19 protein-coding genes and 2 tRNA genes are annotated in these 19,687 nt (G+C 66.9%); 6 read left to right on the top strand and 15 right to left on the bottom strand.

All coding sequences use genetic code 11. The annotated features are described in order from the left end of the window. Nucleotides 1–136 precede the first annotated feature (136 nt). Nucleotides 137–1,546: an MATE family efflux transporter gene (locus tag U0042_RS14160; protein ID WP_114810243.1), complete on the bottom strand. Its 1,410-nt coding sequence runs from the start codon at nt 1,544–1,546 to the stop codon at nt 137–139. Between the two features lie 125 nt (nt 1,547–1,671). Continuing rightward, a complete protein-coding gene (locus U0042_RS14155; protein WP_017774638.1) occupies nt 1,672–1,893 on the bottom strand; it encodes an RNA-binding S4 domain-containing protein in 222 nt (73 codons plus the stop codon). 276 nt (nt 1,894–2,169) lie between these two features. Here U0042_RS14155 and U0042_RS14150 point away from each other — a divergent pair, with 276 nt between their 5' ends. Further along, nucleotides 2,170–4,284 carry an ATP-dependent helicase gene (locus U0042_RS14150; RefSeq protein WP_114810244.1) on the top strand — a complete coding sequence of 705 codons (2,115 nt, stop codon included), beginning with the start codon at nt 2,170–2,172 and terminating at the stop codon, nt 4,282–4,284. Nucleotides 4,285–4,345: 61 nt separating this feature from the next. Here the strand turns inward: U0042_RS14150 and U0042_RS14145 are convergent, their stop codons facing one another. From U0042_RS14145 to fdxA, 8 genes are all read right to left on the bottom strand, one after another. Then, complete coding sequence (locus U0042_RS14145; protein ID WP_114810245.1) at nt 4,346–5,113, bottom strand: DUF4088 family protein; 768 nt, start codon at nt 5,111–5,113, stop codon at nt 4,346–4,348. 351 nt (nt 5,114–5,464) lie between these two features. Further along, nucleotides 5,465–5,785, bottom strand: coding sequence for an AzlD domain-containing protein (locus tag U0042_RS14140; RefSeq protein ID WP_114810246.1), 321 nt, complete (start codon nt 5,783–5,785; stop codon nt 5,465–5,467). Next, nucleotides 5,782–6,462 carry an AzlC family ABC transporter permease gene (locus U0042_RS14135; protein ID WP_232833312.1) on the bottom strand — a complete coding sequence of 227 codons (681 nt, stop codon included), beginning with the start codon at nt 6,460–6,462 and terminating at the stop codon, nt 5,782–5,784. Before U0042_RS14135 ends, U0042_RS14140 begins: the two co-directional genes overlap by 4 nt. A 149-nt stretch (nt 6,463–6,611) precedes the next feature. Continuing rightward, entirely contained in the window at nt 6,612–7,475 is an 864-nt protein-coding gene (locus tag U0042_RS14130) for an AraC family transcriptional regulator (RefSeq protein ID WP_114810248.1), read from the bottom strand. A gap of 47 nt (nt 7,476–7,522) precedes the next feature. Beyond that, nucleotides 7,523–7,948, bottom strand: coding sequence for a CreA family protein (locus U0042_RS14125; protein ID WP_232833313.1), 426 nt, complete (start codon nt 7,946–7,948; stop codon nt 7,523–7,525). A gap of 273 nt (nt 7,949–8,221) precedes the next feature. Further along, nucleotides 8,222–8,297, bottom strand: a tRNA-Asn gene (locus U0042_RS14120). Nucleotides 8,298–8,361: 64 nt separating this feature from the next. Continuing rightward, nucleotides 8,362–8,437: transfer RNA gene (locus U0042_RS14115), tRNA-Asn, on the bottom strand. A 160-nt stretch (nt 8,438–8,597) separates the two neighbouring features. Further along, complete coding sequence (gene fdxA, locus U0042_RS14110) at nt 8,598–8,921, bottom strand: ferredoxin FdxA (RefSeq protein WP_017774646.1); 324 nt, start codon at nt 8,919–8,921, stop codon at nt 8,598–8,600. 301 nt (nt 8,922–9,222) lie between these two features. Here fdxA and pncB point away from each other — a divergent pair, with 301 nt between their 5' ends. From pncB to U0042_RS14085, 5 genes are all read left to right on the top strand, one after another. Further along, on the top strand, nt 9,223–10,425 hold the full coding sequence (gene pncB, locus U0042_RS14105; protein ID WP_114810250.1) for a nicotinate phosphoribosyltransferase: 1,203 nt from the start codon (nt 9,223–9,225) through the stop codon (nt 10,423–10,425). A 187-nt stretch (nt 10,426–10,612) separates the two neighbouring features. After that, nucleotides 10,613–11,275 carry a LutC/YkgG family protein gene (locus U0042_RS14100; RefSeq protein WP_114810251.1) on the top strand — a complete coding sequence of 221 codons (663 nt, stop codon included), beginning with the start codon at nt 10,613–10,615 and terminating at the stop codon, nt 11,273–11,275. A 273-nt stretch (nt 11,276–11,548) separates the two neighbouring features. Further along, the gene (locus tag U0042_RS14095; protein WP_114810252.1) at nt 11,549–12,991 is read left to right on the top strand and encodes a sodium:proton antiporter; all 1,443 of its coding nucleotides are present in this window, start codon (nt 11,549–11,551) and stop codon (nt 12,989–12,991) included. 45 nt (nt 12,992–13,036) lie between these two features. Beyond that, the gene (locus U0042_RS14090) at nt 13,037–14,026 is read left to right on the top strand and encodes a 2-hydroxyacid dehydrogenase (protein ID WP_114810253.1); all 990 of its coding nucleotides are present in this window, start codon (nt 13,037–13,039) and stop codon (nt 14,024–14,026) included. Then, entirely contained in the window at nt 14,023–15,507 is a 1,485-nt protein-coding gene (locus U0042_RS14085) for a DNA recombination protein RmuC (protein WP_114810254.1), read from the top strand. The genes U0042_RS14090 and U0042_RS14085 overlap by 4 nt, the downstream gene beginning before the upstream one ends. Before the next feature lie 86 nt (nt 15,508–15,593). Here the strand turns inward: U0042_RS14085 and U0042_RS14080 are convergent, their stop codons facing one another. From U0042_RS14080 to moaA, 5 genes are all read right to left on the bottom strand, one after another. After that, nucleotides 15,594–16,100, bottom strand: a complete 507-nt coding sequence (locus U0042_RS14080) for a GNAT family N-acetyltransferase (RefSeq protein WP_114810255.1) — start codon at nt 16,098–16,100, stop codon at nt 15,594–15,596. After that, nucleotides 16,101–16,376, bottom strand: coding sequence for a hypothetical protein (locus tag U0042_RS14075; protein ID WP_114810256.1), 276 nt, complete (start codon nt 16,374–16,376; stop codon nt 16,101–16,103). It lies immediately after the preceding gene. A gap of 51 nt (nt 16,377–16,427) precedes the next feature. Continuing rightward, nucleotides 16,428–17,741 carry a gephyrin-like molybdotransferase Glp gene (gene glp / locus U0042_RS14070; protein ID WP_114810257.1) on the bottom strand — a complete coding sequence of 438 codons (1,314 nt, stop codon included), beginning with the start codon at nt 17,739–17,741 and terminating at the stop codon, nt 16,428–16,430. Nucleotides 17,742–17,849: 108 nt separating this feature from the next. Further along, nucleotides 17,850–18,464, bottom strand: a complete 615-nt coding sequence (gene mobA, locus U0042_RS14065) for a molybdenum cofactor guanylyltransferase MobA (protein ID WP_114810258.1) — start codon at nt 18,462–18,464, stop codon at nt 17,850–17,852. A gap of 13 nt (nt 18,465–18,477) precedes the next feature. Beyond that, complete coding sequence (gene moaA / locus U0042_RS14060) at nt 18,478–19,596, bottom strand: GTP 3',8-cyclase MoaA (RefSeq protein WP_114810259.1); 1,119 nt, start codon at nt 19,594–19,596, stop codon at nt 18,478–18,480. Nucleotides 19,597–19,687 lie beyond the last annotated feature (91 nt).

Below are 19,687 nucleotides of genomic sequence, written 5' to 3'. Positions count from 1 at the left end.
CGGGCCCAACCCTGTCAGAGGAGTGTCACGGAAAACGGCTTCATCGTAGCGCGCGTCTCGGGCGCCACCAACCAACCATCCGTGCGTTGCTTATCGCCGTCGTGCTGCGATGCTTCGTTCGCCCGCCGCTTTGACATCACGACGAACGGCCGTCTTGCACCGAGCCGGGCTTTCGCTGAAGGCTCAGGCGGTGAAAGCGCAGCGTCATCAGGACGGCCACGCTCGCGAGCCCCGCGGCGAGTCCCCACCACAACCCGCGTGCGCCGAGGCCGAAGTGAAACGCGAGCGTGTAGCCGGTCGGAAAGCCGATGCCCCAGTAGCCGAACGCCGCCGCGATCATGGGTATGCGCGTGTCCTTGAGGCCGCGCAGGCAGCCCGAGGCGACCGTCTGCATGCCGTCGACGATCTGGAAGATCGCCGCCACGCCGAGCAGCGACGCGGCGAGTGTGACCGTGCTCGCGTTGGCTGGGTCGTCGAGCTTGAGGTAGAGCCCGACGATCCAGTGCGGCGCGACGATCAGCACGAGCCCCGAGAGCGACATGAACGCGACGCCGAGCGCGAGCGCGACGAAGCCCGCATGGCGCGCAGCGAGCGGCTGCCCCGCGCCTTCCCAGAAGCCGACGCGCACATTGGCCGCCTGGCCGATCGCGAGCGGCACCATGAACGACACGGACGCCACGTTGAGCGCGATCTGGTGCGCCGCGAGCTGTGCTTCGCCGAGCACGCCCGCCATGAGCCCGGTTGCGAGAAAGAGCGTCGATTCGACCCCGTACGTGATCGCCACCGGCCAGCCGATGCCGAACAGCTCGCCCATCAGCGGCACGGTGGGACGCCGTGCGGCGACGAAGTGCCGGTAGCGCGGCCGCAAATGGAGCAGCGCCGCGAGCACGAGCGCGGAGAGCCAGACGGTGAGCGTGGTGGCCGCAGCCGAGCCGAGAAAGCCGAGCCGGGGCAGTCCGTACGCGCCGTGGATGAGTCCGTAGTTGAGAAACGCATTGACGAAGACGCTCGCAATCGAGACACCGAGCAGCCGCCGCGCCGCGCCGATGGCCGGCAGAAACGAGCGCAGCAGCCCGATGCCCGCGAGGCTCGCCGGTGCGGCCCAGCGCAACACGGCGCAGTACTCGCCCACGTTGCGCGCGAGCAGCGGCGGTTCGCCGAACGCAAGCAGGATCGGCGTGGCGAACGAGAGCAGCACGAACGCCGGTACGGTGAGCAGGAGCGACAGCACGAAGCCGGTCCAGTAGATATGCGGCACGTGATGCTCGTTGCGCGCGCCGCGCGCGTTGGCCACGGTCACGCTCACGGAGGTGAGCACGCCTTGCAGCAGGGTCACGACGACGAAGTACAGCGCGGCGCCGAGGCCGCCGGCGGCGAGCGCATCGGCGCCGAGGGAGCCGAGCAGCACCGTGTCGGTCACGCTCATCGCCATCTGGGCGAGCTGCGCGATGGCGAGCGGGGCGGCGAGGCGGGCGGTGTCGGCGGCGTGACGGGAAAGCGTGGGCGGCCTCGTGCCCGCGCGCGAGAAGCTCGATTGCTGGGTCATGGGAAGGGAAAGACGGCGCGAGCGTGTCGGCGCGCCGCGTTTCTTCTGATTTCTTTCGGGACGAACAGCTTATTGCGGGAACGGCCGGCTGTCGATGAAAAGGCCCGTTTCTGGTGCAGTTTCTTTCAATCGGCTTCGCGCACGGCGATGCGCGTGTCGCCGAACAGCACGACCTGCCCCGCGCGGATCTTGCACGTCTTGCGCAGCTCCACCTGGCCGTCCACCTTCACTTCACCTGCCGCCACGAGCTGCTTGGCCGCGCCGCCGCTGTCGGCGAGGCCGGTGATCTTCAGCAGGTTGTGGAGTTCGACGTAGTCGCCGGTGAGCGGGAAATCGAGATTGGGCATGGCGCACGCGAGGAGATCGGATTCAAGGGCTCGCATCATAAGCCCGCGGGCGCCGCCGCGTCGAACGGATTGCGCGCAGTTCGCGGGTGCGCGGGCGGGCGAGGGTTCGGCGCGCTTGTCTCGCGAGGGTGTATGGATATACAGTGTGCGTCGCCATCGTCCCGTTCTGCTTACGCCGTGCCTTCCGTTTCCCCCCCGGTTTCCGCTTCTGTTCGCGATTCGTCTGCCCTCGTCGAGGACGTTGCTGCCCTTGGCGGCGCAAGCCCGGCGGCCGGAATGGCGTCGGCCGTTGCGCCGGAAGTCGCGTCGAAAGTCTCCGCCTGGCTCGCGAAGCTCAACGACGCCCAGCGTGCGGCCGTCGAGCACGGCGTCGGCGAGCCTGGCGCGCCCGCGCCGCTCGTGGTGATCGCCGGCGCGGGCTCCGGCAAGACCAATACGCTTGCGCATCGCGTGGCGCATCTCGTCGTGAACGGCGCGGACCCGCATCGCATTCTGCTGCTCACCTTCTCGCGCCGCGCCGCCGACGAAATGACCCGCCGCGTCACGCGCATCGCCGCCGGCGTGCCGGGCGCAGCAGCGGCACTCGCGCACGGGCTCATGTGGGCCGGCACGTTTCACGGCGTGGGCGCGCGGCTTCTGCGCGAGTACGCCGAGCGCATCGGCCTCGCGCCGGGCTTCACGATCAGCGACCGCGAAGACTCCGCGGACCTCGTCAACCTCGTGCGTCACGAACTCGGGTTTTCGGCGAAGGAACGGCGGTTCCCGTCGAAGTCCACCTGTCTCTCGATCTATTCGCGCGTCGTGAATACCGGCGCGTCTCTCGCCGACGTGCTCGCCCGCGCGTTTCCGTGGTGCTGCGAATGGGAGGCGGACCTGCGCGCACTCTTTGCCCGCTACGTCGAGGCGAAGCAGGCGCAGAACGTTCTCGACTACGACGACCTGCTGCTCTACTGGTCGCACATGGCCGCCGAGCCCGCGCTCGCCGCGGAACTCTCCGCGCGCTTCGATCACGTGCTCGTGGACGAGTATCAGGACACGAACCGCCTGCAGGCGTCGATCCTGCTCGCGCTCAAGCCCGACGGGCGCGGCCTCACCGTAGTGGGCGACGACGCCCAGGCCATCTATTCGTTTCGCGGCGCCACGGTGCGCAACATCCTCGACTTCCCCGCGCAGTTCGATCCGCCCGCGCGGCAGGTCATGCTCGAGCGCAACTATCGCTCCACGGCGCCCATTCTCGAGGCGTCGAATGCGGTGATCGGGCTCGCCAAAGAGCGCTTCGCGAAGCAGCTCTGGACCGAGCGCGCAAGCGCGCAGCGTCCGCGGCTCGTCACTGTGGGCGACGAAGCCACGCAGGCACGCTATGTCGTCGAGCAGGTGCTGGAGGCGCGCGAGGCGGGCATGAAACTGAAGTCGCAGGCCGTGCTGTTTCGCGCGGCGCACCACAGCGCGGCGCTCGAGGTCGAACTGGCACGTCGCAACATTCCGTTCGTCAAGTTCGGCGGCCTGCGTTTTCTCGACTCGGTGCATGTGAAAGACGTGCTTGCCGTGCTGCGCTGGGCGGAAAATCCGCTCGACCGCGTGGCCGGCTTTCGCGTGGTGCAGTTGCTGCCCGGCGTCGGACCGGCCACGGCGGCGCGGCTGCTCGACCAGGTCGCGGCCTGCCAGGGCACCTGGCATACGGCCGAGGCTCTCGCGGCGTTCGCGCCGCCGCCGCGGGCCGCGCAAGACTGGGCCGCGTTCGTCGCGATGATGTCGACGGTCTGCTCGCGCGCGAGCGCGTGGCCCGCCGAGTTCGAGCTGATCCGCCGCTGGTACGAACCGCATCTGGAACGCAATCACGAAGACGCCGCCATGCGCCACGCGGACGTGCTGCAGATGGAGAGCATCGCGGGCACGTACCCGTCGCGCGAACGCTTTCTCACGGAACTCACGCTCGATCCGCCCGATGCCACGAGCGGCGAGTCCGGCGTGCCGCTGCTCGACGAGGACTACCTGATTCTTTCCACGATCCATTCGGCGAAGGGCCAGGAGTGGCGCAACGTGTTCGTGCTCAACGGCGTGGACGGCTGCATTCCGTCCGACCTCGGCACGGGCAGCGACGAAGAGATCGACGAGGAGCGCCGCCTGCTCTACGTGGCGATGACGCGCGCGAAGGAAGACCTGCACATCGTGGTGCCGCAGCGGTTCTACGTGCACAACCAGACGCAATCGGGCGACCGGCACGTCTGGGCCTCGCGCACGCGCTTCATTCCGGCGCCGCTGCTGCCGCTGTTCGAGGCGCGCGCGTGGCCGCCCGCGCCGGTCGTTGCCGCGCCGACGGCGGCGGGGCTGGCTGCGGCGGCTCACGCCAAGGTGGAGATTGCGGCGAAGCTCAGGAAGATGTGGGACTGAGCGAGGCTACCGCGCGGAATATCGCACTGAAGCTGAAGCCGAAGCGGTAGGCGAACCGCCCTCAGCGCGATTGACGCTGCTGTTGTTGCTGGTTGCGTACGGGCGGTGTGAAGACGTTGCGCAGCCACGCGGCGAGACGGGCGAACACGTCGTAGGGTTCTTCGACGAAGATCTCGGGCTTGAGCAGGCGCAGGTACTCCATGATCTGCTGCGCTTCCTGCTTCTGGAACGAGCCGTGCGAAATGCCGAGGCGCAGCAGCCCGCGCAACTCGCCCAGCTTTTCGCGCGATGCGCTGCCCACGCTCGTTTCGCAGGCGATCTTCGCCTCGTAGATGCGCTGGCGCAGCGATTCCGCGAGCCGCCACGCCGGCGTCTGCATCACTTCTTCGAGCGTCTGGATGTCCTGCACGGCCGATTTGATCTGCGCCGAGAGCGGATCGATCAGGTTCGGCGCGGCCTGGGCTTCGTTGACGATCGCCGTGGCCCAGTCGCGGCAGTGCCGGGCGAGTTCGTCGGGCGTCCATTCGGAGCGGGCGGCGAAACCAAAGCCGTACTCGGCGGCCTGGCGCATCAGGATGGCGACGACGTCCGGAAATTCCTTGTCGAGGGTGCGCTTGGCCCACGCGTACTGCCCGCCCTGGAGCATGCGCTGCACCGCGTGCTCGGTGAGCGGCACCATGTTGTCGAGCAGCTTCGCGCGCAGGAAGTCCTCGAACGAAGGCGTCGCGAACTGCGGGTCGAGCTTGAGCGACACGCGCAGGAACGCGTCGAAATCCTTGCGTAGCGACGCAAGGGTTTCTTCCTTCAGCGTAAGGGTGATCTGGCCCATGTGGTTATCCCGTTTTCCCGGTCCGCCCCTGTCGGTGGCGCCGTGGCGTATCTGCTGTGTGCCGGCGGTGCGTCCTTCGCGCGGGTTGCTGGCGTCTTCGCGTTCATGACGGCTCTGTGAACGGACGACGCGCCGCGTGCGATTCAGGCGCGATCCGGGTGCATTCGCGCCGCAAGGCCTGCGGGCACCACGGCCGGAGCCGGCGCGAAAAAGCGGACTTCGATCGGCGGACTTCGATCTGTTTAACGGCCCGCGAGGACGAAACTTGAGCAAGCCATGACGCAGCGCAGGAAACGCCGGGCCCCGGGCGTGGCGCCGGGGGCTTGCGTCGGAGGGAAATGCCCGGTGGCGCTAACGCAGCACGATGCCCTGCCAGACAAAGAACACGGCGAGACCGACGGCGATAGTGAGCAGCGGCCGGCGCGTCAGCGCACTCGCCGCAACGGCCGCGAGCGCCCCGACGAGCTGCGGATTGCGCCACGTCAGTTCCGGACTGCCGTGCGGCGCGATCGCCATGGGAACGATGAGCGCTGTGAGCACGGTGACGGGCACGAAGCCGAGCGCCGTGCGCACGAGCGGCGGAAAGACGACGCGGTCGCCCAGTACGAAGACGGCCGCGCGGATCGCCCAGGTGATGAGCGCCATGCCGAGGATGAGGAGCGCGTAGTTCATCGGTTTGCCTCCACGGCGCGTCCGCGCGAGGCGCCCGGCAGCGACAGCGCGACGCCCACCGCGACGCCCGCGAGCACGGCGCCCAGCAGCCCGAGCTTGTAGGGCCAGGCCTGCCAGAGCAGCGCCAGCGTGCCGGCGGTGATGGCCGCCGCGAAGTAGCGGACGGCGACGAGCTGTGGCACGACGATGGCGATGAAGGTCGCGACCATCGCGAAGTCGAGCCCGAGCGACTGCAGACCCGGGAACGCCGCGCCGAACAGCAGCCCGGCCGCCGTCCACAACTGCCAGTTCACGTACATGGCGAGCCCGGAGCCGAAGAAGTACCAGGGGCCGATGGCGTCGAACCGCCCTTGCGGCTGCCGACGATAGTGGGCCCAGGCCACGGCGAACACCTCGTCGGTGAGCAGGCCGGCGAGCACGAGCCGCCAGCGCAGCGGCAGATGCGCCACATAGGGCGCGAGCGTCGCGCTGTACAGCAGATGCCGCAGATTCACCACGAACGTGGTGCCGAGCACGACCGGGAAGCTCGCGCTGCCCGCAATCAGGCCGAGCGCGATGAACTGCGCCGAGCCGGCGAATACCGCGAGGGACATTAGCTGTCCTTGCCACACGTGAAGCGGTCCCGACGTGACGAGCGTACCGAAGATGACGCCGAACGGAGCGGCGCCCACCATCATCGGAATCGTGTCGCGCGCGCCCGCCGTGAAGTCTTTGAAACGAATGGAACGGGTCACTCTCTCCTCCTTTTGCCGCGAGCTTAACGGAGGGCGCGAGAAGATGGCTTGTACGTTCTTGCGGGGTGAGGACGATTGTTCGCCCGCGGCGCTTATGCCGCCTGCCAGCGCCCCGGCGGCACGCCGAACATGCGGCGGAAATGGCGTGTGAAATGGCTTTGATCGACGAAGCCGCTCGCCGCCGCGACTTCGGCCACGGGCCGGCCCGCACGCAGGGGCGCAAGCGAACGTTGCAGGCGGATCTGGTTGCGCCAGGCGTGCGGCGGCAACCCCGTGGCCTCGGCGAAAAGACGGGCCGCGTGAAACGGCGAGAGGCTGACCGCCGCCGCCAGGTCGGCGAGCAGAAGCGGCGTGGCGAGATTGCTGGCGAGACGCTCTTTCATCGTTGCCACACGCGGATCGCCTGCCGGGCGGAACACGCGTTCGGGTTGCGTGCGACCGTAGCGAACGAGCAGCGTGGAGAGCGCGTCGAGCAATGCCGATTCGGCGGCAAGCGGGTCCGCTTGCGGTGTTCCCGCCGTGGCCGGTAATCCGGCGGCGCCGGCTTCGAGCAATTGATGCGCGCGTGAGAGACGACGCGCCAGGTCCGGGTCGCGGATCACGTCGGCGTCGAACCAGGGCAGCGGCTGAGTGCAGCTCGCGATGTCGTGCGCGAGGTGGTGCATGTACTCGATCGGCACGTACATGACGCGGTAGCGCCAGCCTTCGTCCACGGCGCGCGAACCCGTATGCACCTCGCCGGGATTGATCACCGGCACGCTGCCCGCTTCGGCCACGTAGTGCGTGGCGCGGTAGCGATAGCGCTCCGCGCCTTCCTCGATCACGGGAATCGTGTAGGCGTCGTGCCAGTGCGGCGTGAACTCGTGATCGTGATATTCGGCGGTGAGCAGGTCCGCACCGGGCAACAGCGGCGTGCGCCAGTAATGCGCGGAATCGCGGAAGCGGGTGACGGTCATGGCTTCGGGTTTGCGGGCTCTTCAGTCCTCAGTCGTGTGCGGCTGGCCTACTTCAACGGAATCGGCGTTTCCGCAGGCACAGGTACGGCGCTCACGCTGTTCTTCGCGCTGCCGCTCACCACGCGGTCACTGTAGGTGAGATAGACAAGCGCGTTGCGCTTCGCATCCACGACACGCACCACGTGCAGCGTCTTGAAGATGAACGACATGCGTTCGGTGAATACGTCGGACTGCTGCTTGAGCGTGCCCGCGAAGTGGATGGGCCCCACCTGACGACATGCGATGGACGCCTCCGTCGGGTCTTCGGCCACGCCCAGCGTGCCCTTGATGCCGCCCGTGCGCGCCCGGGACACATAGCAGGTGACGCCGTTGACGAGCGGATCGTCATAGGCCTCGACCACGACGCGGTCGGAGCCCGTGATGCGGAAATTCGTGTTGACGCTGCCGATCTCCTCGGCGCGTGCGGCGCCCATCGTGGCTGCGATGAAGGTGGTGAATACGGCACCGAGCACGGCAACGCGACCTGCGGCGGCACGCCTGGGCGGCCTGGGCGTCGTGGAGAAGGGGTGCGGGCGTGGGGCGAGGTTCATCGTAGACAGATCGGCAGGAATGGCAGACCCACATTATCGACGAACTCGCGCGGCAACTCGTCGTGCGCGCGAAGGGCGTATGTGGCTGCGTCGGAGCCCGCGCCTGGAAAAGAAAAAAGGGATTACGTGAAAACACGTAATCCCTTCGATATCTTTTGGCTCCCCGACCTGGGCTCGAACCAGGGACCTACGGATTAACAGTCCGGCGCTCTACCGACTGAGCTATCGGGGAACAGCAATACAACCGTTCACTACGTAAAAAAGCCCGTTATGGTTAACGGGCTTTTGCAATTTCTTGGCTCCCCGACCTGGGCTCGAACCAGGGACCTACGGATTAACAGTCCGGCGCTCTACCGACTGAGCTATCGGGGAACAACAAAAGCAGAGAAACGAAATTCTATGGGGTGCTTCAGGATCTGTCAATACTTGGGGCTTCGGCCCGGCGCATTTCCTGCGCGTCGGCGTTTTGCCGTAGCTCGTGCCGTGGGCGGCCTGGCTGGCAAGCCCCCAATGTGGCAAGCCCCAATGGCGCTTAGCGCTGCAGCAGCGACAGCTTGTCCTTCACGTCCTTGAATTCGTCGGCTTCCGGCAGCGGCTGCTTGGTCTTCGTGATGCTGGGCCATGCCTTCGCCAGTTCGGCGTTCAGCGGAATGAAGTCCTGCTGGTCGCCCGGCACGTCTTCTTCGGCGTAGATCGCGTTCACCGGGCACTCGGCCACGCACACGGCGCAGTCGATGCATTCGTCCGGGTCGATCGCGAGGAAGTTGGGACCTTCGCGAAAGCAGTCCACCGGGCACACATCGACGCAGTCGGTATAGCGGCACTTGATGCAGCTTTCGGTCACAACGTGAGTCATTCAGGCAGCTCCTGCTTGCAGTATCGGGGTGGCAAAACGCCAAAAGCGGTATTGTAACTGAACGTCAAAAGACGAATCCACACGCTGACAGGCAGCGTTATATCGTTTGGTGATTAGTTTATGGGCGGCGCCGCGGCTGCCGCGGGGCGATGGCCTCGGCACACCGGTGTGCCGGCGGCGGGCCGTGCCGACGCCTTGGGGTAACATGGCGACCAAAGGGCGCAGGGGGCGCGTCCTTCAAGCGCGTGCGCGCGGACGTCGTGACCGCTCGCCCGTCCCACCGCAGTCCGGCTGGCTCACCATGATCATTACTTCGCTGCTCGATACCGATCTGTACAAGTTCACGATGATGCAGGTGGTGCTGCATCATTTCCCCGCCGCGAGCGTGGAATATCGCTTCCGTTGCCGCACGCCGAATGTCGACCTCGTTCCCTACATCGACGAGATTCGCAGTGAACTGCGCCTGCTCTGCAAGCTGCGTTTCACGGAGCCCGAGCTCGACTATCTGCGGCAGATGCGCTTCATCAAGAGCGATTTCGTCGACTTCCTCGCGCTCTTCCAGCTCAACGAAAAATACATTTCGGTGACGCCGTCGCCGAAGGGCAACGGCGAGATCGACATCGAGATCAAAGGACCGTGGCTGCACACCATTCTCTTCGAGATTCCGGTGCTCGCCATCGTCAACGAGGTCTACTTCCGCAACACGCAGCAGCAGCCCGACTACGCGGTGGGTCGCGAGCGGCTGCGCGAGAAGATCACGCTGCTCGGCGCGAAGCCCGAGTTCGCCGACTGCAAGATCGCCGACTACGGCACGCGCCGGCGCTTCTCGAAGCGCTGGCACGAGGAAGTGATCCTGACGCTCAAGGAGGGCCTCGGCCCGCAGTTCGCCGGCACGAGCAACGTGTTCTACGCCATGAAGCACGGCCTCACGCCGCTCGGCACGATGGCGCACGAATATCTGCAGGCGTGCCAGGCGCTGGGCCCGCGGCTGCGCGATTCGCAGATCTATGGCTTCGAGATGTGGGCGAAGGAGTACCGCGGCGACCTCGGCATCGCGCTCTCCGACGTCTACGGCATGAAGGCGTTCCTGCGCGACTTCGACATGTATTTCTGCAAGCTCTTCGACGGCGCGCGGCATGACTCGGGCGACCCGTTCGACTGGGGCGAGCGCCTCATCAGGCACTACGAGGCGAATCGCTGCGACCCGCGTACCAAGGTGCTCGTGTTCTCCGACGCGCTCGACATTCCCAAGGTGCTGCAACTCTACGAGCGCTTCCGCGGCCGCTGCAAGCTGGCCTTCGGCGTCGGCACCAATCTCACCAACGACCTCGGCTACAACCCGCTGCAGATCGTCATCAAGATGGTTCGCTGCAACGGCCAACCGGTAGCGAAAGTCTCCGACTCGCCGGGCAAGAACATGTGCGACGACAAGGCGTACCTTGCCTACCTGCGCCAGGTGTTCGGCATCGAGCAGCCGGCCGAAGACGAAGCCTCGGGCAAATAGCAGATAGAACGCGCTTTGCGGCGGGGCGGCGGAACCGCCTCGTCGCCCATGCTGCGACGGCCGCGCATTTGCCGCGCGTTTGCGACTATCCGGCCGTTTGGAATAGCCCGTTTGCCCGCGCGGTCGCGCACACCCCGCCGGTATAATTCCGCGATACTCGATCCGCCCACGACACGAGGACCGCTTCATGGACACATCCGTTGCCCGCCGCAACATCCTCGCGCGCATTCGCGCCGCACAGGGGCGCGACGCCGAACCCACCGCGCCGGAGCGCGAAGCGGCCGCCGATTACGTCGCGCGTCACCCGCCAGGCCCGCGTCCACCGTTGCCCGCCGATCTGAAGACCTGCTTCATCGAGGCCGCCGGCAGAATGGCGACCACGGTGGACGAAGTGGACACGCTCGCCGAGGTGCCCGCCGCCGTTCGCGGCTACCTGGACGCGAACGGCCTGCCGCTCACCGGCGTGGCGTGGGCGACGCTCACTGAGCTGGCCTGGGCCGATGCGGGGCTCACCATCGAATTCCGCAAGCCCGTCGACACCGACCTCGTCGGCATGACCGGTTGCTTTTGTGCGGTCGCGGAGACGGGCACGCTGGTGCTGCTCTCCGGACCCGAGACGTGGGCCTCCGGTGCGCTGCTGCCGGAAACGCACGTCGCCATCGTGCCGGCTTCGCGCATCGTGGCGGGACAGGAAGATGCGTTCGCACTCATTCGCGCCGAACGTGGCGAATTGCCTCGTGCCGTGAACTTCGTCTCGGGGCCGTCGCGCACCGGCGATATCGAACAGACCATCGTGCTGGGGGCGCACGGTCCTTATCGCGTGCATGTGGTCATCGTGCGTGGGGCGTGACCCGCGTGCCCGAGGCCGCATGCGCGGGCCATGCGGCTTGCCTGGTGCCGCTGCGCCATGCGTTCAACGCAGGTCGCTGCGGACGAGCAATGCAGCCGGACTGACTGGACTGAATCGAACACCGGCCGAACACGAACCCGCCCCGCCACACGGGCATGTCGCCCCCCAGCTTCGAGCGACGTGTCGGGGCGTTGAACCCATTCCACTGGCCGTGCCGCCGTCACGTTTCACCTTGACGGCGCGCCACGGCGCTTGAACAACAAGGATCCGAACATGACACGACACGCCGCGAGCGCAGGCGTGGCCCTCGTTGCCGCATTTGCCACGTTTGCCTTGTTGGCCGCGTGGCCCGCGCCCGCCGTTGCCGCGACGCTCGATGCGGCCGCCCTGTCGGCCTCATGGACAGTACCGTTCGCCGGCATGCTGCTCTCCATTGCCATCTTGCCGATTGTCGCGCCGGCCTTCTGGCATCACCACTTCGGCAAGATCGCGGCCGCGTGGGCTGCGCTCTTCATCGTGCCGTTCGGCGCGACGTTCGGCATGGGCACCGCATGGCGCACGCTGTTGCATGCGCTCATGGAGGAATACGTCCCGTTCATCGTGCTGCTGACGGCGCTCTATACCGTGGCCGGCGGCATCTGCGTGCGCGGCAATCTGCACGGCTCGGCGCGCGTCAATACGGCGATGCTTGCGCTCGGCACCGCGCTCGCCAGCATCACGGGGACCACAGGCGCGGCGATGCTGCTGATCCGGCCGCTCCTGCGCGCCAACGACAATCGTCGGCACGTCGTCCATGTCGTCGTGTTCTTCATCTTCCTCGTGGCGAATGCAGGAGGCTCGCTGTCGCCGCTCGGCGATCCGCCGCTCTTTCTCGGCTTCCTCAACGGTGTGGGCTTCTTCTGGACGACCCAGCACCTCGCGCTACCCATGCTGTTCGTTTGCGGCGTGCTGCTGGCGCTGTTCTACGCGCTCGATGCCTACTACTGGGCGCGCCGCGAGGAGCAGCGCCCGGCGAGGCTCGACCCGACGCCCGACACGCTGTCGTTCGGCATCGACGGCAAGATCAACCTGCTGCTGCTCGCGGCGGTGGTCGCGCTCGTGCTCGCGAGCGGTCTGTGGAAGCCCGGCGTGGTCTTCGACGTCATGGGCGTACACGTTGCCCTGCAAAACGCCGTGCGCGACGTGGCGCTGGTTGCGGTCACGCTGATCTCGCTCGCCGTGACGCCGCGCGTGGCGCGTATCGGCAACGGCTTCAACTGGGCGCCCATCGAGGAAGTCGCGAAGCTCTTTGCGGGCATCTTCGTGACCATTGCGCCCGTGATCCTGATCCTGCGCGCGGGCGAAGGCGGCGCCTTCGGCGGTATCGTGCATCTGGTCAACGACGCCGCCGGCCAGCCACGCGACGCCATGTACTTCTGGGCGACAGGACTCCTTTCGTCGTTCCTCGATAACGCACCCACGTACCTCGTGTTCTTCAACCTCGCGGGCGGCGACGCATCGTCTCTGACTACCACGGGCGCCACCACGCTCGCGGCGATTTCGGCCGGCGCGGTGTTCATGGGCGCGAACAGCTATATTGGCAACGCGCCGAATTTCATGGTGAAGGCCATCGCGGAGTCGCGCGGCATACGCATGCCCAGCTTCTTCGGCTACCTGCTGTGGTCGGGCGCCGTGCTGTTGCCGGTGTTCGTCGTGACGACGTGGATATTTTTCTGACGCCTCTTTACGGGCAAACGGAAACTGAGAAAGCGGAGAAAACCGATGCAGAAGATTCTCGTGGCACGTCCCATCTTTCCGGACGTGATCGAGCGGTTGAAGCAGCACTTCGACGTGGAGTGGAACAACGGCGACGTGCTGAGCGCCGACGAACTTGCGCGGCGTCTCGCGGACAAGGACGGCGCGCTCACGGCGGGCGACCCCATCGGCGCGGCCACGCTCGCGGCGGCGCCGAAGCTGCGCGTCGTGTCCAACATGGCGGTGGGCTACAACAACTTCGACATGGCCGCGTTCAATGCGGCCAACGTGCTGGGTACCAACACGCCGGATGTTCTCAACGAATCCACGGCTGATTTCGGCTGGGCGCTCATGATGGCGGCCGCGCGGCGCATGGCGGAGTCGGAGCATTGGCTGCGCGCGGGCCACTGGCAGAAGTGGTCGTACGACGGCTTTCTCGGCGTCGATCTCTATGGCTCCACGCTCGGCGTGATCGGTATGGGGCGTATCGGCCAGGCGCTCGCGCGGCGCGCGCGCGGCTTCAACATGCGCGTCGTCTATCACAACCGTTCGCGTGTCGCGCCGCAGATCGAAGCCGAACTGAACGCCACGTACCTGCCGAAGGCGGAACTGCTGCGCGAGGCAGATCACGTCGTGCTGGTGCTGCCGTACACGGCGGAGAACCACCACACCATCGGCGCGCCGGAACTCGCGTTGATGAAGCCCACCGCCACGCTCACGAACATTGCGCGTGGCGGTATCGTCGATGACGCTGCGCTTGCCGAAGCGTTGCGGGAAAAGCGCATCGCCGCAGCCGGCCTCGACGTGTTCGAAGGCGAACCGAACCTCAACCCGGCGCTGCTTACGGTGCCCAACATCGTGCTCACGCCGCATATCGCGAGCGCGACGGAGCGCACGCGCCGTGCGATGGCCAATCTCGCCGCCGACAACCTGATTGCCGGTCTCGGCGAAGGGCCGCGCGCGGGGCAGCCGCCGAACCCCATCAACCCTGAAGTGATCGGAAGGGCACGCTCATGACGGCGATGCTGTTGATGTCGATTGCCGTGATCGTGCTGGCTGCGGCGCTCGTGATCGCGCTGGTGGTGGCGATGCGCGGGCGCGATGGCTCGGCGCAAGCGGCGCTCGACGAACTGGCCGACCGCCTCACGGCATTCAACGATGCGCAGATGCGTACCGCCGAGCGGCTCGAACGCGAGCTGCGCACGGACATCGCGCAGACGGCGCAGGCCTCTCGCACCGAACTGGGCAGCGGCCTCGCGCAATTCCAGCAGACGCTCGCGACGCAGCTCACGAGCGTCGCGACCGTGCAGAACAATCAGATCGACGGCTTCGCGCAACAGCTCGTCAAACTCACGGAGACCAACGCGCAGCAACTCGAAGCCGTGCGCCAGAGCCTGCAGCAGCAGGCGCTCCAGGCGCGCGACGAACAGGGCTCGACGCTCAAGCGCTTCGGCGACACGCTCACGCTGCAACTGTCGCAGCTGACCGAAGCGAACGACCGGCGTTTTGCCGAAGTGCGCGCCACGATCGAGCAGCGGCTCAAGGACATCGAGGCGAACAACGCGACGAAGCTCGAAGAGATGCGCCGCACCGTGGACGAGAAGCTGCATGCCACGCTCGAGCAGCGCCTCGGCGAATCGTTCAAGCTGGTGTCGGACCGGCTCGAGCAGGTGCATCGCGGGCTGGGCGAAATGCAGACGCTGGCCGCAGGCGTCGGCGACCTGAAGAAGGTGCTCACGAACGTGAAGACGCGCGGCACCTGGGGCGAAGTGCAGCTCGAAGCGCTGCTCGAACAGATGCTCACGCCGGACCAGTACGCGAAGAACGTCGCGACGGTGCCGAAGAGCGGCGAGCGCGTGGAGTTCGCAATTCGACTGCCGGGCCGTCCTGACGCGACGGGCACCGTGGCGCCGGTATGGTTGCCCATCGACGCAAAATTTCCGCGCGAAGACTACGAACGGCTGATCGACGCACAGGAACGCGCCGACGTGGCGGCCATAGACGAGGCGGGGCGTGCGCTCGAAGCGCGCGTGCGCGGCGAGGCGCGCACCATCGCCGAGAAATATCTGGCGCCCCCGCATACCACGGACTTCGCGCTGCTGTTCCTGCCCACCGAAGGGCTGTACGCGGAGATTCTGCGGCGCCCCGGTCTCACTGACCTGTTGCAGCGCGACTATCGCGTGACCATCGCGGGCCCCACCACGTTGACGGCGCTGCTGAACAGTCTGCAGATGGGCTTTCGCACGCTCGCCATCGAAAAGCGTTCGAGCGAGGTGTGGCAGGTGCTGGGCGCGGTGAAGACCGAGTTCGGCAAGTTCGGCGACGTGCTCGCGAAAACGAAGTCGCAGCTCGAAACGGTGACGCGCTCCATCGAGGCCGCCGAGGTACGTACGCGGGCGATGAACCGCAAGCTGCGCGACGTCGAAGCGCTGCCGGGCGAAGAGGCGAGCGGTGTGCTGGGCGAGGCGCTGTCAGGCGCGGATGCGGACGAGCCCTGAGTTCTTGCTCAAGGCGTGAGCTTGCCCTGAATTTGCGTTGGCCGCGGTGCCGTGCGGCGCGGCCAACGCAGCCGTCGTTCCCGTTCTTAGCGAGGCTGCGCGCTTGCGGGCGATGCCGCGTCGGCGAGGCGGTCGATGGCGTCGCCCGTCATGCGCACGATGCGCCAGTCGGGCAGCACGGTGGCCCCCAGCTTCTCGTAGAAATCGATAGCCGGCTGATTCCAGTCGAGCACCGACCACTCGAAACGTCCGCATTGACGCTCGCGTGCCAGCGCCGCGAGGCGGCTCAGCATGGCCTTGCCGAGCCCCGTGCCGCGCTGCGACGGCTGCACGTACAAATCTTCGAGATACAGCCCGCGCCGGCCCAGAAAGGTCGAGAAGTTTTGGAAGAAGAGCGCGTAGCCGACCACGCGTCCGTCGTCGTCGGCCACCAGCGCTTCCGATGCTGGCCGCGGTCCGAACAGCGCATCGTCGAGACCCGCCTCGGTCGCGACGAACAGGTGCGTGAGCTTTTCGTATTCGGCCAGTTCGTACATCAGCGCGAAGATCGCGCCGACGTCGGCCGGCGTGGCGGGACGAACGACAGCGGTCATTTACGCTTCCTCGGGCACATCGGAGAGATGGATTTCGATGCCGCCGAAACGCGAGGCGACCCAGTTGTACGCGTGGCACGCAATCCACAGCAGGACGAAACCGAGAATCGCGTTGAGCAGCAGCGCGCTGAACACGGTGCTCAGCTCCATCGAACCATAGCGAATGAACGCCACGAGCATGCCGAGCAGCACGATCGGCACGCTGAAGGTCAGGTAGACCAGGATGAGCGCTTTGGCGGTCTGCCCCGGAGCGATGAAGGAGATCTGCTTTTTCATTGAGTCGAGACCCGTGGTCGTGTTGTGTGTTGGTTGGTGAAAGACAGTGATTCAGACGAGCGCATCGAACAGCATGATGTCGACGTTGTCGCCCGCGTCGAGATCGGCAGCATCGTGCGCAAGGACGATGAAGCAGTTGGCTTCGCTCATCGAACTCAGCGCCGCCGAGCTTTGCGAGCCCGTGGGCGTGACGTGCCATTGACCGTGCGCGTCGCGTCGTGCGATGCCGCGCTGGAATTCCGTGCGGCCCGGCCGCTTGCGGATGGCGACCGCGCAGGCGGCGCCGACGAGCGGCACCGGGTCCACCGAGGCGCCTGTCATCGCGATCAGCGCCTCGCGCACGATCTGATAGAACGTGACCATCACCGCGACGGGGTTGCCCGGCAAGCCGAAGAACAGCGCGGGATGACCGTCCCCGGCACGTGCGCCGGACCAGATGCGGCCGAACGCGAGCGGACGGCCGGGCCGCATGGCGAGATTCCAGAACGCCACGTCGCCGATGGTGTCGAGCAGTTTGCGCGTGAAGTCCGCTTCGCCCACCGACACGCCACCCGAACTCAGCACGACGTCGGCATTGGCGGCCGCGCTGCGAATCGTGGCTTCGAGCGCGCCCGGTTCGTCGCGCACGACGCCGAGGTCGATGGCTTCCACGTTCAGGCGGCGAAGCATCGCGAAGAGCGTATGCCGGTTGCTGTCGTAGACGCAGCCGGTTGCGAGCGGCTCGCCGATGGAGCGCAGCTCGTCGCCGGTCGAGAAGAACGCCACCCGCAGTCGCCTGCGCACCGATACCTCCGCGATGCCGAGCGAAGCCACGAGCCCGATGTCGGCGGCGCGCATCCAGCGGCCCGCACGCAGGGCCGGCTGCCCCGCCGCCAGATCTTCGCCGGCGCGGCGGCGGTTGGCGCCGGGCCGAACGGCGTCCGCGGCGAACGACACCGTCTCGCCTTCCACCTTCGTGAGTTCCTGCGGCACGACCGTGTCGCACCCGGCGGGCATCGGCGCGCCGGTCATGATGCGCACGCAGGTGCCCCGCGCGGCTTTGCCGTCGAACGGATGTCCCGCAAGTGCCTTGCCGGCGATCTTCAATTCAAGCGTGCGCGGGCCGTCGCCGTTTGGGGTGCTCGTGCCGAGGGCGGCGCTGTCGAAGGCGTAGCCGTCCATGGCGGAGTTGTCGTGCGCGGGCACGTCGATGGGCGAGACGATGTCGGCGGCCAGCACTCGGTCCAGCGCATCGCGCAGCGGCACGTGTTCAGCGGACGTGACCGGCGTGGCCCACTGACGCACGATGGCCTGGGCAGCGGCGACGGGCAGCGCCTCGGGATCGTAGTCGGCGACGCAACGGGACAGGTTGTTAAGCGTGGTCATTGATTGGAGATGCGTCGCGCCTGGAAGGGGATCCGGCGGTCGTACCAGGATGAGCGGCGATGTCTTGCGGGGCCCGCACGCGCGCGCATCGTTGCGCGCCTGGCGTCGTCATGCGCGCCCGAATTCGGCGAGTTCCTGCAATGAATTGATATTGTAAAACGCGCGTTCATCGGCAAAGGCCACTTCAACGGCCTTGTGGCGCGCGTACCACGCGCGAACCTTGCGCTCGCCCGCGGCCAGAAAGGCGGCGAGGTCGTCGGCAAGCGAAGTGCGCAGTAAAACGAAGACCGGATGCAGCGAGGTTTCACCGGTGGCGTTGACGGTCTTCGCGGTTGCGATGTCGGCGCCGTCGGGTTCGACCGCCTCGGCAAGACGCAGGGCGAGATCGGACGGCAACCACGGCGAGTCGCAGGGCGCGGCGAGCAGCCATTCGGTACGCGCGGCGCGCATGCCGGCGAGCAGCCCTGCGAGCGGACCGGCGTAGTCGGGCAGGGCGTCGGCCACTACCGCGGCGTGCCACGGCGCGCCGAGCGCGGCATAGGCGTCCTGATGCCGGTTCGCACTGACGAGAAGCGGACCGACCTGTCGCGCGAGACGCCGCATGACGTGCAGTGCCAGCGCTTCGCCTTGCAGCATCTGCAGACCCTTGTCGGCGCCGCCCATGCGGGCGCCGCGTCCGCCGGCGAGCACGAGTCCGGTGATGCGATCGGCGGGCAGGTTCATCGGCGTGTCTGGTTCAGCCGCCGATGTACGACATTTCGATCCGGCTGCCGTCGCCCGACGGCAATTGCGCGGCGCCGCTGCCGCGCAATTGCGAGTAGCGGTCGGCGCGGCCTTGCCAGATATGAGCGATGGCGTCGTCGACGTCGTCGTCCGTGGCGTTGCCGCGCACGAGCGCGCGCAGGTCGTAGCCGGCCGAGGCAAAGAGGCACAGATAGACCTTGCCTTCCGTCGAGAGGCGCGCGCGCGTGCACGTGCCGCAGAACGCGCGCGTGACGCTGGAAATGACGCCGATCTCCCCGGCGCCGTCGGCATAGGCCCAACGTTGCGCGGTTTCGGCGGCGCTGTGCGCCTCGAGCGGCACGAGCGGAAACTGCGCGTGAATGCGCGCCACGACGTCCGCGGACGGCAGCACTTCGACCATGTTCCAGCCGTTCGACGTGCCCACGTCCATGTACTCGATGAAGCGCAGCACGATGCCCGAGCCGCGGAAATGGCGGGCGAGGGGCAGAATTTCGGCGTCGTTGGTGCCGCGCTTGACGACCATGTTGACCTTCAGCGGCGCGAGTCCCACGCCCTCGGCGGCCGCGATGCCGTCGAGCACGTCGGCGACGGCGAAGTCGGCGTCGTTCATGCGGCGAAAGAGCGCATCGTCGAGCGCGTCGAGACTCACGGTGACGCGCGTGAGGCCGGCGTCCTTGAGGCTGCGCGCCTTGCGCGCGAGGAGCGAGCCGTTGGTGGTGAGCGTGAGGTCGAGCGGACGGCCGTCCGGCGTGGTGAGCGCGGCAAGGCGCTCCACGAGGTGCTCGATGTTCTTGCGCAGCAGCGGTTCACCGCCCGTGAGGCGGATTTTTTCGACGCCGTGCGCGACGAAGCGCTTCGCGACCCGTTCGATTTCCTCGAAGGTCAGCAGGGCGCTATGCGGCAGAAAAGGGTGGTCCTTGTCGAAGACTTCGCGCGGCATGCAGTAGACGCAGCGGAAGTTGCAGCGGTCCGTCACCGAAATGCGCAGGTCGCGCAGCGGGCGCTCCAGCGTATCGAGAAGCACGCCGCTCGGCGCACTGGTGGCTCCGGCAGCGGAGCGGGGAACGGTGAGCGCGTTGGCGTCGGCGACGAGGATGATGCGACGGGACATGGTGGTTTTAACAAGGCTTGACCATGCATTTTAGCCGAGCAGCCGTTTTGCCACATGGGAGTAGACCCGCTGTGTCCGGCGGCTGGGCAGT

This window comes from Paraburkholderia kururiensis (assembly GCF_034424375.1).
In the GTDB taxonomy this organism is placed as follows: Bacteria; Pseudomonadota; Gammaproteobacteria; order Burkholderiales; family Burkholderiaceae; genus Paraburkholderia; species Paraburkholderia kururiensis_A.
This window is presented reverse-complemented; position numbering and strand designations above follow the sequence as displayed.